The 15,235-nt window shown below is 71.4% G+C and carries 11 protein-coding genes, 1 tRNA gene, 1 pseudogene and 1 riboswitch; of the genes and pseudogenes, 10 read left to right on the top strand and 3 right to left on the bottom strand.

What is annotated here, in order from left to right; genetic code table 11:
• Nucleotides 1-121 precede the first annotated feature (121 nt).
• Entirely contained in the window at nt 122-1,150 is a 1,029-nt protein-coding gene (locus ACGF13_RS14920; RefSeq protein ID WP_392873919.1) for a MazG family protein, read from the top strand.
• A gap of 3 nt (nt 1,151-1,153) precedes the next feature.
• Here the strand turns inward: ACGF13_RS14920 and ACGF13_RS14915 are convergent, their stop codons facing one another.
• On the bottom strand, nt 1,154-1,576 hold the full coding sequence (locus ACGF13_RS14915) for an SDR family NAD(P)-dependent oxidoreductase (protein ID WP_392873917.1): 423 nt from the start codon (nt 1,574-1,576) through the stop codon (nt 1,154-1,156).
• Between the two features lie 321 nt (nt 1,577-1,897).
• On the opposite strand from ACGF13_RS14915, the gene ACGF13_RS14910 reads away from it, so the two are divergent.
• The 7 genes and pseudogenes from ACGF13_RS14910 to ACGF13_RS14880 all read left to right on the top strand — a co-directional run bounded on the left by ACGF13_RS14910 (nt 1,898) and on the right by ACGF13_RS14880 (nt 10,238).
• The gene (locus ACGF13_RS14910) at nt 1,898-3,250 is read left to right on the top strand and encodes a cytochrome P450 (protein ID WP_392873914.1); all 1,353 of its coding nucleotides are present in this window, start codon (nt 1,898-1,900) and stop codon (nt 3,248-3,250) included.
• A 220-nt stretch (nt 3,251-3,470) separates the two neighbouring features.
• Nucleotides 3,471-3,637, top strand: a riboswitch (cyclic di-AMP (ydaO/yuaA leader).
• 5 nt (nt 3,638-3,642) lie between these two features.
• Nucleotides 3,643-4,548, top strand: coding sequence for a transglycosylase family protein (locus tag ACGF13_RS14905; protein ID WP_392873911.1), 906 nt, complete (start codon nt 3,643-3,645; stop codon nt 4,546-4,548).
• A gap of 340 nt (nt 4,549-4,888) precedes the next feature.
• A complete protein-coding gene (gene eno, locus ACGF13_RS14900) occupies nt 4,889-6,175 on the top strand; it encodes a phosphopyruvate hydratase (RefSeq protein ID WP_392873908.1) in 1,287 nt (428 codons plus the stop codon).
• A gap of 148 nt (nt 6,176-6,323) precedes the next feature.
• Entirely contained in the window at nt 6,324-6,845 is a 522-nt protein-coding gene (locus ACGF13_RS14895; protein WP_392873905.1) for a septum formation initiator family protein, read from the top strand.
• Nucleotides 6,817-7,356, top strand: a pseudogene (locus ACGF13_RS14890) (DUF501 domain-containing protein); the annotation flags it as partial. The gene ACGF13_RS14895 and the pseudogene ACGF13_RS14890, both read left to right, overlap by 29 nt.
• A gap of 143 nt (nt 7,357-7,499) precedes the next feature.
• The gene (locus ACGF13_RS14885; RefSeq protein WP_392873902.1) at nt 7,500-8,441 is read left to right on the top strand and encodes an exopolyphosphatase; all 942 of its coding nucleotides are present in this window, start codon (nt 7,500-7,502) and stop codon (nt 8,439-8,441) included.
• Nucleotides 8,442-8,870: 429 nt separating this feature from the next.
• The gene (locus tag ACGF13_RS14880; RefSeq protein ID WP_392873899.1) at nt 8,871-10,238 is read left to right on the top strand and encodes an NAD(P)/FAD-dependent oxidoreductase; all 1,368 of its coding nucleotides are present in this window, start codon (nt 8,871-8,873) and stop codon (nt 10,236-10,238) included.
• Between the two features lie 210 nt (nt 10,239-10,448).
• Here ACGF13_RS14880 and ACGF13_RS14875 read toward each other — a convergent pair whose 3' ends face one another.
• Complete coding sequence (locus ACGF13_RS14875) at nt 10,449-13,007, bottom strand: ABC transporter permease (protein ID WP_392873896.1); 2,559 nt, start codon at nt 13,005-13,007, stop codon at nt 10,449-10,451.
• A gap of 47 nt (nt 13,008-13,054) precedes the next feature.
• Entirely contained in the window at nt 13,055-13,873 is an 819-nt protein-coding gene (locus tag ACGF13_RS14870) for an ABC transporter ATP-binding protein (protein WP_392874274.1), read from the bottom strand.
• A gap of 256 nt (nt 13,874-14,129) precedes the next feature.
• On the opposite strand from ACGF13_RS14870, the gene ACGF13_RS14865 reads away from it, so the two are divergent.
• Nucleotides 14,130-14,211, top strand: a tRNA-Leu gene (locus ACGF13_RS14865).
• Nucleotides 14,212-14,348: 137 nt separating this feature from the next.
• Entirely contained in the window at nt 14,349-15,221 is an 873-nt protein-coding gene (locus ACGF13_RS14860; protein WP_392873893.1) for a Bax inhibitor-1/YccA family protein, read from the top strand.
• Nucleotides 15,222-15,235 lie beyond the last annotated feature (14 nt).

The following is a 15,235-nucleotide window of genomic DNA, read 5'->3' as shown; positions in this document are numbered from 1 at the left end:
TCGGGCCGACTTCTCGTGTCGCGGCGGGACTGGCCGGGCGGGAGCGAGGGCGTGGGAAGTCGGCGGGTTCGGCGTTCTGCGCTGGTGGGGGCGTGGCTGGGGGCGGAGGTAGGTTCGGGGTGTGACGACGAATGTTCCGGGCGCGAAGTTGATCCTGCTGACCACCACCCACCGGGTGGCTCCCGGGCTGCTGGCGTGGCCGGCGTGGGAGGCGTTGCGGTCGGCGGGGCGGGTGTTGGTGGGGGACGAGGGGCATCCGCAGGTGGCGGCGGTGCGGCAGGCCGGGGTGGGCGTGGAGGTCGTGCCGGTCGGGTCGGCGCCCGCGTTGGCGCGGCTGCTGACCGGGCAGCCGGCCGGGGGCGGGCCGACGGTGTGGCTGGGCGGCCCGGACGGGGACCCGGGGCTGACCGACGCGTTGGCGCGGCTCGCGGTGGAGCGGGCCGGCGAGGTGCCCGAGATCGAGGTGCTGCCCGGCTCGTACGACCTGCCGGGGTCGCGGCTGCTGGACCTGGTGACGGTGATGGACCGGCTGCGCTCCCCGGGCGGTTGCCCCTGGGACGCCGAGCAGACGCACGAGACCCTGGTGAAGTACCTGGTCGAGGAGGCGTACGAGCTGGTCGAGGCGATCGAGGACGGGGAGCGGCAGACGCTGCGCGAGGAGCTGGGCGACGTCCTGTTCCAGGTGTTCTTCCACTCCCGGATCGCCGAGGAGCACCCGACCGACCCGTTCACCGTCGACGACGTGGCCGGGGACATCGTCGAGAAGCTGATGTACCGGCACCCGCACGTGTTCGGGAACGTCGAGGTCGAGGGCGCCACCGAGGCGGAGGCGAACTGGGAGCAGCTGAAGGCGGCGGAGAAGGCGGACCGCGAGTCGGTGCTGGACGGCGTGCCGTCCGGGCTGCCCGCGCTGGCGTACGCGGCGAAGCTGGTGTCCCGGGTGCGCCGGTCCGGGTTCACCGGGATGCCGGACGAGCCGTACGAGCTGCCCGCCGAGCTGACCGCCGACTCGGCGGGCCGGCTGCTGCTCGCGGTGGTGCAGCGGGCCCATGACGCCGGGGTGGACGTGGACGCGGCGCTGCGGTCGGCCGCGCGCGGTTACCGGGACGGGGTGCGCGCGGCCGAGGGTCTCGAGCCGGACGGGGAGTAGGCGCTAGGCCGCCGTGGCGGTGTGCTCCGGGCGCCGCTGCGGCGGGACGAGTTCGCCGATGGCCTCGCCGACGAGGAGGACGAGTTCGGCGAGCCGCTCCAGGTCGAGGTGGTCGGGCAGGTCGGCCAGCGAGATGATCCGCTCGCCGCCCGGGCCGGCGACGGCGAACAGGTCGATCGGCCCGAGGTGCTTCTCGGCGGTGTCGACGAGGGCGGCGACGTCGCTGGGGCGGCGGATGTCGCCGCAGACGCCGACGACGGGGCAGCCCGGCCGGTCGAGTTCGGTGGCGAGGTCCTCGGCGACGCCGACGTACTGGTCGGCGATCAGCATTCCGGCGGCGCCGGCCGCGGAGAACCGGCGGGCGAGGCCCGCGCCCGACCCGCCGTCGAGGACCGCGATGACGACGACTGACCCGCTGACCCGCATGGCCTGCTCCTCCCTGTGGGCGACACCGCACCGGCGCCCACGCGTACTGCGGAGGATCGTAGGCACGTCCTGACCCTCCGCAACAGGGATTACCCCTCAGGTGACCAGGCTCACGCCCGCCCCGCGGCCAAGAGTCGGCCAAGAGCTGTCCACGGACCGTCCACGACCCGTCCACGGACGGTCAACGGCCCGGCCACGGCCTGTCCATGAGCCGGCCGTGAGCCGGCCGTGACCCGGTCATGACCCCGCCGCGGAGCGCCGCCCGACGGGCGCGGCCCGCCGGAGGGCGGGTGCGCCGGTCGCACCGGATACGGTCGGTCCATGCCAGCTCAGCCCGACCCCGCCCGGCCCGCCGCCGCGTCCTCCGATGCCCCCGCCCCACAGCTGTTCACCTGGGAGTTCGCCTCCGACCCGTACCCCGCCTACGCCTGGCTGCGCGAGCACGCCCCGGTGCACCGCACCACCCTGCCGAGCGGGGTGGAGGCCTGGCTGGTGACCAGGTACGCCGACGCCCGGCAGGCGCTCGCGGACAGCCGGCTGTCGAAGAACCCGGCGCACCACAGCGAGCAGGCGCACCGCACCGGCCGGGTGGGCATCCCGGGGGAGCGGCAGGCGGACCTGATGACCCACCTGCTGAACATCGACCCGCCGGACCACACCCGGCTGCGCCGCCTGGTGTCGAAGGCGTTCACGCCGCGCCGGGTGGCCGAGTTCGAGCCGCGGGTGCAGCAGCTCACCGACCGGCTGATCGACGGCTTCGCGCAGCGCGGCTCGGCGGACCTGATCCACGAGTTCGCCTTCCCGCTCCCCATCTACGCGATCTGCGACATGCTCGGGGTGCCGGCCGAGGACCAGGACGACTTCCGCGACTGGGCCGGGATGATGCTGCGACACACGAAGCCGGGGCAAGGCGGCGGCCAGCGCGGCGGCGTGGGGCGGGCGGTGAAGCGGATGCGGGCGTACCTGCTGGAGCTGATCCACCGCAAGCGCGCGGACCTCGGGGACGACCTGATCTCCGGTCTGATCCGGGCCAGTGACCACGGTGAGCACCTGACGGAGAACGAGGCCGCGGCGATGGCCTTCATCCTCCTGTTCGCGGGCTTCGAGACGACCGTGAACCTGATCGGCAACGGCACGTACGCGCTGCTGCGCAACCCGGACCAGCGCCGGCTGCTGCAGGAGTCGGTGGCGCGCGGGGAGAGCGCGCTGCTGGAGACCGGGATCGAGGAACTCCTGCGCTACGACGGGCCGGTGGAGCTGGCGACCTGGCGGTTCGCGACCCGTCCGCTGACCATCGGCGGGGTGGACATCCCGGTCGGCGACCCGGTGCTGGTGGTGCTGGCCGCGGCGGACCGCGACCCGGCCCGGTTCGCCGCCGAGAACACCCTGGACCTGGCCCGTGCGGACAATCCCCACCTGGGCTTCGGGCACGGCATCCACTACTGCATCGGCGCTCCGCTCGCCCGGTTGGAGGGGCGTGCGGCGCTGGCCTCGCTGCTTTCCCGGCTGCCCGATCTGCGGCTCGCGGAAAGCCCGGACGCCCTGCGCTGGCGCGGTGGCCTGATCATGCGTGGGCTGCGCGAACTACCGGTGGAATTCAGTCCGGAGGGCCGCTCTCCGCATACCCCTCCGTACACCCCTTCGCAGGCCTCTCCAACGCCTCCGACCTGCTGAGATCACGCTGACGGGACGTCGCCGATCGCCCGCCGACGTGGGTGTGAACACCCATCAATCCGGACATAACACCGCCGTTGGTAGGCGATCGAACACGGGCCGTAATTGTCGTGTGATATCGACGATATGAGCTTGTGATTGTCCTGATGATCTGTCTACTCTCCCTGGAGTTCGCAGCTGCGGACCTCGTGCGCGGAACGCCGAATCCTGCCCGCCGCGCCCGGGAAACCGACCAGACCCTGGGCAGGGGCGGGGGAACCAGGTTTGTTGCCGTCTCCCACGGCTTGGGGTGAAGCCGCCCGAGCGGAATCGTTTCCGCGTACGGCGGCCGGGCCACCTCCCGGTCCGAACCCGACAGCTCACCTCGCAGGCGTGCGGAGAGGGACCTCTTCATGCTGTTCGTTGGAACTGGCCGTCACCGTCGTCGCACCCAAGCCGAGAAGGCCATCGCCGTCGCCGGTGTGGCCGGCGTCGGACTCGCGATGCCGCTCCTCACCGCCACCGGCGCCTCCGCCGCCCCGGCCTCCACCTGGGACGCCGTCGCCCAGTGCGAGAGCGGCGGCAACTGGGGCATCAACACCGGCAACGGCTTCTACGGCGGCCTCCAGTTCACCTCCAGCACCTGGAAGGCGTACGGCGGCACCGCCTACGCGTCGCAGGCCAACCAGGCCAGCAAGGCCCAGCAGATCTCGGTCGCCGAGAAGGTGCTGGCCTCGCAGGGGCCGGGCGCCTGGCCGGTCTGCTCCCAGAAGGCGGGTCTGACCAAGGGCGGCGCCGCGGCCGTGGTCGACACCTCCTCGGACGCCAAGCCGCAGTCCGCCCCCAAGCAGCAGACCCCGAAGCCCGCCGCCAAGCCGGCCGAGAAGCCGGCCGCGCAGCAGCCCGCCGCCCAGAAGCCGGTCCAGAAGCCCGCCGCGCAGCCGGTCCAGCAGGCCGCCCCGCAGCAGCAGGCGCAGCCGCAGACCCCGGGCTTCTCCGGCAAGGCCGGCTGGGACGCCGACGCCAAGGTGTTCTGGTACCAGAACAACGGCGCCTGGTACTGGACCAGCCACCAGAGCGTCTACCAGCAGTACGCCGGCCAGGCCGCCGCCCAGCCGCAGTACGCTCCGCTCGCCGCCCAGCAGGCCCCGCAGGCCGCCGGCCACGACTACACCGTCCGCGCCGGGGACACCCTGTCGACCATCGCCGCCGCCCAGGGCGTGTCCGGCGGCTGGCACGCGCTGTACGACCAGAACCACGCCACCGTCGGCGGCGACCCGAACCTGATCATGCCCGGCCAGGTGCTGCACCTCGGCTGAGCCGTCGCACCGGCCGTCACCCGACGCCGTCGTCGCACCGGCCGTCACCCGACGCCGTCGTCACCCCCGTCGTGACCCGACGCCGGTGCCGCTCCGCCCGCCGTCCGAAGGGGACCGGTCCTACCGGTCCCCTTCGTCCGCATTCGCCCGCTCCGGTGGGACAAGCTGGGACAAGCAGGTGAACTACCGGTGGGTAGTGGGGCCACACGCTGAGACGGGACCGAGGCGGACGTGGCCCCGGGAGCCCGGGCGGTTAGGCTCTGGTCGTAACGACTCCGCAATCGTCCTGCTGACAGCACCCACCGTCAGACCGGACCCTGCTTCCGCAAGGAGATGCCTCGTGCCGTCCATCGATGTCGTCGTAGCCCGTGAGATCCTCGACTCGCGCGGCAACCCCACGGTCGAGGTCGAGGTCGGCCTCGACGACGGCAGCACGGGTCGTGCCGCCGTCCCGTCGGGTGCCTCCACCGGTGCCTTCGAGGCGCTGGAGCTGCGCGACGGCGACAAGAACCGCTACTTCGGCAAGGGCGTCGAGAAGGCCGTCCTGGCCGTCATCGAGCAGATCGGCCCGGAGCTGGTCGGCTACGACGCCACCGAGCAGCGCCTGATCGACCAGGCCATGCTGGACCTGGACGCCACCCCGGACAAGTCCTCGCTCGGCGCCAACGCCATCCTGGGCGTCTCGCTGGCCGTCGCGCACGCCGCCTCCGAGGCCAGCGACCTGCCGCTGTTCCGCTACCTGGGCGGCCCGAACGCGCACGTCCTGCCCGTCCCGATGATGAACATCCTCAACGGTGGGTCGCACGCCGACTCCAACGTCGACATCCAGGAGTTCATGATCGCCCCGATCGGCGCGGAGTCCTTCTCCGAGGCCGTCCGCTGGGGCGTCGAGGTCTACCACACGCTCAAGGGCGTGCTGAAGGAGCGCGGCCTGTCCACCGGTCTGGGCGACGAGGGCGGCTTCGCCCCGAACCTGGACTCCAACCGCGAGGCCCTGGACCTCATCGTCGAGGCCATCCAGAAGGCCGGCTACGTGCCCGGCCGTGACGTCGCGCTGGCCCTGGACGTCGCCTCCTCCGAGTTCTACGAGGACGGCGCCTACCACTTCGAGGGCAAGGAGCTCACCGCCGCCGAGCTCATCGAGTACTACGCCGAGCTGGTCGCCGCCTACCCGCTGGTCTCCATCGAGGACCCGCTGGACGAGTCGGACTGGGACGGCTGGAAGGCCATGACCGAGAAGCTGGGCGACAAGGTCCAGCTGGTCGGCGACGACCTGTTCGTCACCAACCCGGCCCGCCTGGCCCGCGGCATCGAGACCGGCACCGCCAACGCGCTGCTGGTGAAGGTGAACCAGATCGGTTCGCTGACCGAGACCCTGGACGCCGTCGAGCTGGCCCAGCGCAACGGCTACCGCTGCATGATGTCGCACCGCTCCGGCGAGACCGAGGACGTCACCATCGCCGACCTGGCCGTCGCCACCAACTGCGGCCAGATCAAGACCGGTGCCCCGGCCCGCTCCGAGCGCGTCGCCAAGTACAACCAGCTGCTGCGCATCGAGGAGATCCTCGACGACGCCGCCGAGTACGCCGGCCGCGGCGCCTTCCCGCGCTTCCGCTCCGCCGAGTGACCAGCGGATCGGTACGGCGAGCCCGGGGCTGAGCGCTCCGGGCACGGGGGCCGAGTGCTCCCGGTAGCGCACGCCTGACCGGTGCCCCGCCGTTCACCCCGTAGGGTGGACGGCGGGGCACCGTCGCGACCAGGAGGGGATACGGGAGATGGCTGGCTGGAGGATCCCGGGCTTGGCGGCCCGGCCCCGGTTCACGAGCCGGGCGACCGTCCTCGTCCTGGTGCTCTGCTCCCTGGTGGCGATCCTCGCCTACCCGACGCGGCAGTTCATCTCCCAGCGCGCCGAGATCTCCGCCCAGCGGGCGAAGGCCGACCACGCGCGCCAGCAGGTCGAGCAGCTGCGCCGGGAGCGGGCCCGCTGGCAGGACCCGGAGTACGTCAAGGCGCAGGCCCGCGCCCGGCTGCACTACGCGGTGCCGGGGGAGACCCCGTACATCGCGGTGGACCCGGCCGGCCAGGGCTCCGCCCAGCCCTCCTCGTCCGCGGCCGGTGCGGCCTCCGCCCGGAACGCGGCCCCCGGAAGCGCCACCGGCCAGGCGATGGCCGCCAAACCCTGGTACGCCAGCATCTGGGACTCGGTGGACGCCGCCGACACCGCCGCGGCGGCCCCCGCCACCCCCCTTCCCCTCCCACCGTCCCCCGTTGGAGACACCTCCCCCCATGACCACTGAGAACCACCCCACCGTCTCCGACGCCGACGTCGCGGCCATCGCCGCCCAGCTCGGCCGGGTGCCGCGCGGCCTGCGCGGCGTGGCGCACCGCTGCCCCTGCGGCAACCCCGACGTCGTGGAGACGGCCCCTCGTCTGCCGGACGGCACGCCGTTCCCGACGCTCTACTACCTGACCTGCCCCAAGGCCGCCTCGCTGATCGGCACCCTGGAGGCGGAGGGCGTGATGAAGGACCAGAGCGCCCGGCTCGCCGAGGACCCGGAGCTGGCCGCCGCCTACCAGAAGGCGCACGAGGACTACATCGCCCGGCGTGACGCGATCGAGGTGCTGGAGGGCTTCCCGAGCGCCGGCGGCATGCCGGACCGGGTGAAGTGCCTGCACGTGCTGGTCGGCCACTCGCTGGCGGCCGGCGAGGGCGTCAACCCGCTCGGCGACGAGGCGATCGGCATGCTGGAGGACTGGTGGGCCAAGGGCCCGTGCGTCTCCCCGGCCGAGGTCGAGGCCGCCGGTGAGCGGGTCGCCCGCAACCGCGCCAAGGGGCAGGACCACGACGCGGTGATCGCCGCCAAGCAGCAGCTGACCGCCGAGCGCGCCGCGAAGAAGCGCGCCGCCGAGGAGGCCGCCGCCGGCGACGCCGCGGCGGAGCAGGAGTCCGAGTGAGCACGACCCGCGTCGCCGCGATCGACTGCGGCACCAACTCGATCCGCCTGCTGGTCGCCGACCTCGACCCGGACACGGGGGAGATCACCGACCTCGACCGCCGGATGATCGTCAACCGGCTGGGTCAGGGCGTGGACCAGACCGGCCGGCTGCACCCGGACGCGTTGGCCCGCACCTTCGCGGCCTGCCGGGAGTACCAGGAGATCATCTCCGGCTTCGGCGTCGGCCCCGAGCGGGTCCGCTTCGTCGCCACCAGCGCCTCCCGGGACGCCGAGAACAGCGACGAGTACGTCAAGGGCGTGCGGGACATCCTGGGCGTCGAGCCCGAGGTGGTGAGCGGCGAGGAGGAGGCGCACCTCTCCTTCGTGGGCGCCACCAAGGAGCTGACCGGCGGTCAGTTCCCCGGCCCGTACCTGGTCTTCGACCTCGGCGGCGGCTCCACCGAGTTCGTGCTCGGCACGGACGACGTGCAGGCCGCGCGCTCGGTGAACATCGGCTGCGTGCGGCTCACCGAGCGGTACTTCGGGGATGCCGAGCTGCCCTCCGAGGAGCAGGTCGAGGCGGCCCGGGCGCACGTGCGCGCCGAGCTGGACCGGGCCGAGGAGGTCGTCCCGCTGACCGGCGCGGGCACCCTGGTGGGCCTGGCCGGGACGGTCACCACGGTGTCCGCGATCGCCCAGGGCCTGCCTGGCTACGACTCGGCGGCGATCCACCACTCCCGGATCAGCCGGGAGCGGGTCGCCGGGATCGCCCGGGAGCTGCTGGCCGCCACCCACGCCGAGCGCGCGGCCATCCCGTCGATGCACCCGGGCCGGGTGGACGTGATCGCGGCCGGGGCGCTGGAGCTGCTGGAGATCATGGAGCGCACCGGCGCCGCCGAGGTGGTCGTGAGCGAGCACGACATCCTCGACGGCATCGCCTTCGGTATCGCCTCCTGACCCCGTGCGGGGCCTGCCCGTCACGGCCCCGGCACCCCGAAAGGGGGGCCGGGGTCCTGGCGCGCCCGCACGCGGGTGGGAAAGTTCGTGAATTTCTTCACATGGCGATCGGGCCATTCGTCGCACCGGCCCGCCCGCTACGTCCGATATGTGGGACCGAAGGCCTGTCGGGCGGGTGGCCCATGGGATCGCAGGTCAGGCCTCGTTTGAGGTTTGAAAATCGAAATCACGCGCGGGAACCCGGGCGTTGTGCGGATCGTTGCTGCTCAGGCCGGTGGTGCTCCGGCGAACGTTCGCGCGGGGCCGTCCGGGGGTGGGGGCCGCCGCGCCGGACCCGGTTTTGCGGCCGCGCAGTGTAGCACGGGGGGTCCGTCAACTTGTGACCGGGCTCACGAAGGCTGCTCCGGACGGTGCTGGATACTTTCGGATATGAGCACCACGGAGCGTCCTCGCATCCTCATTGTCGGCGGTGGTTACGTCGGCCTGTATGCCGCGATGCGCATCCTCAAGAAGATGCGTTACGGCGAAGCGACCGTCACGGTCGTCGACCCGCGGTCGTACATGACGTACCTGCCCTTCCTCCCCGAGGCGGCCGGCGGCAGTGTCGCGCCGCGCAACCTCATCGCGCCGCTGCGCAGCACCCTCAAGAAGGCGGAGGTGCTGACCGGGTCCGTCACCGGCATCGACCACGCCCGCAAGGTCGCCACGATCCAGCCCGCGGCCGGCGACAGCTACGAGCTGCCGTTCGAGTACCTGGTCGTCGCGACCGGCTCGGTCTCCCGCACCTTCCCGATCCCGGGTCTGGCGGAGAACGGCCTCGGCATGAAGACGGTCGAGGAGGCCATCGGCCTCCGCAACCACGTCATGGCCCAGCTCGACAAGGCCGAGTCCACCACGGACGAGGAGATCCGCCGCAAGGCGCTGACCTTCGTGGTGATCGGTGGCGGCTTCGCCGGCATCGAGACGGTCGCCGAGGTCGAGGACATGGCCCGCGACGCGGCCAAGCTGTACAAGACCGTCAGCCGCGACGACATGCGCTTCGTCGTGGTCGAGGCGGCCAACCGCATCCTCCCCGAGATGGGCCCGGACCTCGGTCTGTGGACCAAGGAGAAGCTCGAGGAGCGCAACATCGAGGTCTACATCGAGACCTCGATGGACTCCTGCGTCGACGGCCACGTCATGCTGAAGAACGGCATGGAGATGGACGCCTCCACCATCGTGTGGACGGCCGGCGTGAAGCCGAACCCGGTGCTGGCCAACTTCGGCCTGCCGCTGGGCCCGCGCGGCCACGTCGACACCGCGCCGACCCTGCAGGTCCAGGGCTTCGACTACGTCTGGTCCGCCGGCGACAACGCCCAGGTGCCGGACCTCGCCGCGGGCGAGGGCGCCTGGTGCCCGCCGAACGCGCAGCACGCCAGCCGCCAGGCCATCGTCCTCGGCGACAACGTGATCTCCGGCATGCGCGGCTTCCCGCAGAAGGAGTACAAGCACAAGAACCTGGGTGCGGTCGCCGGTCTCGGCCTGCACAAGGGCGTGGCGATCCTCTTCGGCAAGTACAAGCTGAAGGGCCGTCCGGCCTGGTGGTTCCACCGCCTGTACCACGGCGCGATGGTGCCGACCTTCAACCGCAAGGTGCGCGTCTTCACCGACTGGACGCTCGCGATGTTCCTCAAGCGCGAGATGGTCGGCCTCGCCCAGATGGAGAAGCCGCAGCTGCCGATCCAGGAGGTCACTCCGCCCACCAAGCCCGTCGAGGCCGCCAAGCCGGCCGCCGACAAGGAACTCGCCAGCAAGTAAGCGACTGAGACCCCGGTGTGGGAGCACCGGGGTATGAGTCGGAGGCCCTCCGCCCGGCAGCGTTGCCGGACCACGACCTCCGTGGTGCTCAGCCGGCCGTGTGACCGGGCGGAGTACAGAAGTAGAAGGTCCCCTGCCGAAACCCTCGGGCAGGGGACCTTTCTCGTTCCGGGGCCGGCCGACCGGGAGCGGTCGGCCGGCCCCGGTCGGTCAGTCGGTCTTGATGCTCTCCAGGATGTCCAGCTTGGACGCCCGGCGGGCCGGCCAGATCGCGGCCACCAGGCCGACCACCCCGGCCAGCGCCAGGAACATCGCCAGCTGGCCGTACGGCAGGACCGTGGTCAGACCGGAGAGGGTGGACTTCAGGGTGCCGTTGACCGCCCAGGCGATGAAGCAGCCGAGCAGCAGGCCGATGCCGGCGCCGAACAGCGAGATCACCACGGACTCCAGACGGACCATCCGCTTGATGCCGCTGCGGTCCAGGCCGATCGCCCGCAGCATCCCGATCTCGCGCTTGCGCTCGAAGACCGACATGGCCAGCGTGTTGACCACGCCCAGGATCGCGATCAGGACCGCCATCCCCAGCAGGCCGTACATCAGGTTCAGCGCGAAGGTGATGGTCTGGCTGAACTCGTCCCGGACGTCCTGCTTGGACTTCACCTCGATCACCGGGTTGGCGCCGGTGGCGTCCTTGAGGGCCTGCTTGAGGCTGTCGGTGGCGCCGTCCTTGCCCTTGACCAGGACCTCGGAGATGTACGGCTTCGGCTCGTGCTTGGCGACCTCGCTGTTGGCCAGCAGCGTGCGGCCGAGCACGCCGGCGTTCTCGTACACGCCGCCGATGGTGAGCTGCCCGGTGGACTCGTCCGGGAAGGTCACGTTCACGACCGAGCCGGTGGTGGCGTTCAGCTTCTTGGCCGTGTCCTCGCTGACCAGCAGCTGCCCCTTGGCGAGGTTGGCGGTGGAGCCGGCGGTCAGCTTGACGTCGGTGAGCTGGTCGAGGTTGGCCGCGTCCACGCCGTTGATCACCGCGCCGGTGCCGTTGAGGTCCCAGTAGGAGGTCGTCAGCGCCGAGGATGCGGCCACTCCGGGCGCCTTGGCGATCTGCGCGGGCACCTGCTCGGACAGGCTCATGTTGTTGGCGGCCCCGATGATGTAGTCGGCCTTCATCGCGCTGGTGACGGCCCGGTCGACGGTGTCGTTGACCGAGGCGCCGATCACGGTGAGCCCGGTGACCAGGGTCAGGCCGATGGTCAGCGCGGCGGCGGTGGCCGCGGTGCGGCGCGGGTTGCGCACCGCGTTCTGCTGGGCGAGCTTGCCCGGGGTGCCGCCGAGACCGCGCAGCAGCGGGCCGACCAGCGCGACCACCGGACGGGAGAGCAGCGGCAGCAGGACGAACACGCCGATCAGGGCCAGGAAGGCGCCGGCGCCGACCGGCAGCCGGCCGCTGTCGTTGCCGGTGGAGGCGCCGAAGCCGATCAGGGCGAGGCCGCCGCCGGCGAGCACCGAGCCGATCGTGTTGCGGACCACCAGGCTCTTCTGGGAGACCGGCTGGTCGCCGCTGCTCATCGCGGCCACCGGGGCGATCCGGGAGGCGCGCATGGCGGGCAGCAGGGCCGACAGGACCGTCACCAGGACGCCGACCACGATCGTCACCACGACGGTGAGCGGCTTGATCACCAGCGAGCCGTTCGGCATGTTCTCGTTCAGCGAGCCGATCAGCGACTGCATCCCGGCGCCGATCCCGACGCCGGCCAGCAGGCCGGCCGCGGCGGAGGCGGTGCCGATCAGCAGGGCCTCGATCAGCACGGACCGGGTGACCTGCTTGCGGCTGGCGCCGATGGCGCGCAGCAGGGCCAGCTCCTTGGTGCGCTGGGCGACCAGCATGGTGAAGGTGTTGGCGATGATGAAGATGCCGACGAAGAGCGAGATGAAGGCGAAGACCAGGAGCATGGTGCGCATGCTGCTGGTGGCCTCGGTGATCATCTTCTGCTCGTCGGCGTTGAGCTTGGCGCCGGTCTCGACGTCGAACTGGTGGCCGGACGGCACCTTGGGCTGGGCCTCGGCGAGCAGCGCGTCCTGGCTGGTGCCGGGCTTGGCGGTGAGCACGACGCTGCTGTAGCGGCCCGGCTCCAGCAGGGTCTGCTGGGCGGTGGCCTTGTCGAACAGGGTGAGCGTGCCGCCGGTGTTCACCACCGGGTCGTCGGTGGTGAAGACGCCGGTGAGCTTCGCCTCGACGACCGGGCCGTTCGCGGCGACCCGGACGGTGTCGCCGACCTTGTAGCCCGCCTTGTCGGCGGTCCTGCGGTCGAGCGCGACCTCCTTGGCGGTCTTCGGGCCCTGGCCCTCGACCATCGGGTAGCGCGGGTCCTTGCCGTCCTGGCCGGGGGCGAAGTTGGCGCCCTTGGCGGCCCAGACCTGGCCGATCAGGTTGCCCTTCCTGTCGGCCACGCCGGTGAAGCCGCTGACCACGCCGCGGGCGTTGGCGGTGCCCGGCAGGGCGGCCAGCTGCTGGACGGTGGCGTCGGTGAGGGTGGCCGAGCCGCCCTCACTCTTCTGCCGGGCGGAGGCGTGGGAGCCCGCCGCGCGGTCCACCACCTGGACCGAGACGTCCGAGTAGCTCTTGGAGTTGCTGTCCCGCATGGCCTTGCCGAAGGTGTCGGAGAAGACCATGGTGCCGGCCACGAAGGCGGTGCCGAGCATGACGGCCAGCGCCGTCATCAGCAGTCGGCCCTTGTGGGCCAGCACGTTGCGCAGTGCGGTGCGATACATGGGGTGTCCTGGGAAGAATCGGTGAGCGGGCTACGGCTGCGGGTGTGTCAGCTGGTGCGGCCCTTGGCGTCGAAGCGGCGCATGCGGTCCAGGACGGTGTCGGCGGTGGGGTGGTGGAGCTCGTCGACGATGCGGCCGTCGGCCAGGAAGACGACGCGGTCGGCGTAGGAGGCGGCGACGGGGTCGTGGGTGACCATGACGACGGTCTGGCCGAGCTCGCGCACCGAGTTGCGCAGGAAGGAGAGGATCTCGGCGCCGGAGCGGGAGTCGAGGTTGCCGGTGGGCTCGTCGGCGAAGATGATGTCGGGCTTGGAAGCGAGGGCGCGGGCGCAGGCGACGCGCTGCTGCTGGCCGCCGGAGAGCTGGGAGGGCCGGTGGCTGAGGCGGCCGGAGAGGCCGACGGTGTCGACGACGCGGTCGAGCCAGGCCTTGTCGACCTTGCGGCCGGCGATGTCCATCGGGAGGGTGATGTTCTCCAGGGCGGTCAGCGTGGGGAGCAGGTTGAAGGCCTGGAAGATGAAGCCGATGTGGTCCCGGCGCAGCTGGGTGAGCTGCTTGTCCTTGAGGCCGACGAGCTCGGTGTCGCCGATGGTGGAGGAGCCGGAGGTGACGGTGTCCAGGCCGGCCATGCAGTGCATGAGGGTGGACTTGCCGGAGCCGGACGGGCCCATGATCGCGGTGAACTCGCCCTGGGGGAAGACGACGCTGACGTTGTCGAGGGCGACGACGCGGGTCTCCCCCTCCCCGTAGACCTTGTTCAGACCGGTGGCTCGGGCGGCCGCCAGGCCGGTGTGGACGGCGGTTGCGGTCGGCGTGGTCACGGGAGGCTCCTTGTGCTCGTCGTACTCGTGGACTTGTACCTCCATGTTCCGCGACGTGATCATGGTCTTGCGTCGCTCCGCCGGACGGTTGGCCCTACCACCGCTGGGCGTACGGGAGGGGTTGGCCCCTCCTCCTGCGGTATGACGTGGACCCTGATGCGGAACGGATGGCCGGAACGGATATCCTTCGTGGCCGAATCCCGGACAGTTCGTCAGATGGCAAGGAAACATGACAACTTCCGGGGCTGGGAACATGCGAAAGGGTGAGTCGGGAGACTAGGCTCAGGGTGGTTTCGCAGACGCCCGGATGGTGGAACGCAGACACGGGCAGCTTAAAACTGCTTGGCCGCGAGGCCGTGCCGGTTCGAGTCCGGCTCCGGGCACCGATCACCAGGCGGGGGCGCGACGGCGTCCCCGCCGGTCGTTGTTCACGGATCCTCCTCGCGGCGTATCCCGGAATTTTTGCCAAGCCATTACCCTTGTACGGGGCGGTGCAGTGCCGCCACGGAGGGAATGAGCAATGAGAAGCAGCAACCCGGTCTTCTCGCGGGAGGGGTCCTTCACCCGCGACTCCGGCTACGCAGGGTTCGGTAACACCGCACAGGCCGGGAGCCCGTACGGCAACAACCCCTACGCGGGGACGCCCTACGCCCAGCAGCCGCAGGGTCAGGCCCCGATGACCGACGAACAGCTCTACGAGCTGTACAACGGTCCGTCGGCCGGGCCGGCCGCCACCGGGCGGATGACGCTCGACGACGTGGTCGCCCGCACCGCCATGACGCTGCTGACGCTGGTCGTCGCCGGCGCGGTGGCCTGGTTCGCGCTGCCGTTCGAGAACTTCGGCTTCGCGATCGCCGCCAGCCTGGTGGCCATGGTCGTCGGCCTGGTGGTCTCCTTCAAGCGCAGCGTCAGCCCGCCGCTGATCCTGACGTACGCGGCCCTCCAGGGCTTCGCGATGGGTGCCGTCTCGCACGCCTTCAACACCATGCTGAACGGCATCGTGATCCAGGCGGTGCTGGGCACGGCGGCGGTCTTCGGGGCCATGCTGTTCGCCTACAAGAGCGGCAGGATCCGGGTCACCGCCCGCTATCAGCGGATCGGCATCTCGATCGCCCTCGGCTTCGTGCTGCTGATGCTGGTCAACGTGATCGCGATGGCCTTCGGTGCCGACATGGGGCTGCGCTCCGGTCCGCTGGGCATCGTGGTCGGCCTGATCGGCATCGGCCTGGGCGCCTTCTTCCTGTCGCTGGACTTCGCGGCGATCGAGCAGGCCATCGCCCAGGGCGCCCCGCAGCGCGAGTCGTGGCGGGCCGCCTTCGGGCTGACCCTCTCGCTGGTCTGGATCTACATGGAGATGCTGCGCCTGATCGCGATCCTGCGCGGCGACGACTGACGGTCCCTCCCGCC

The organism is Kitasatospora sp. NPDC048286, from assembly GCF_043201735.1.
Lineage (GTDB): Bacteria > Actinomycetota > Actinomycetes > Streptomycetales > Streptomycetaceae > Kitasatospora.
Note: the sequence above shows the minus strand (reverse complement) of the source record. Positions and strands in the feature narration are given on the sequence as shown.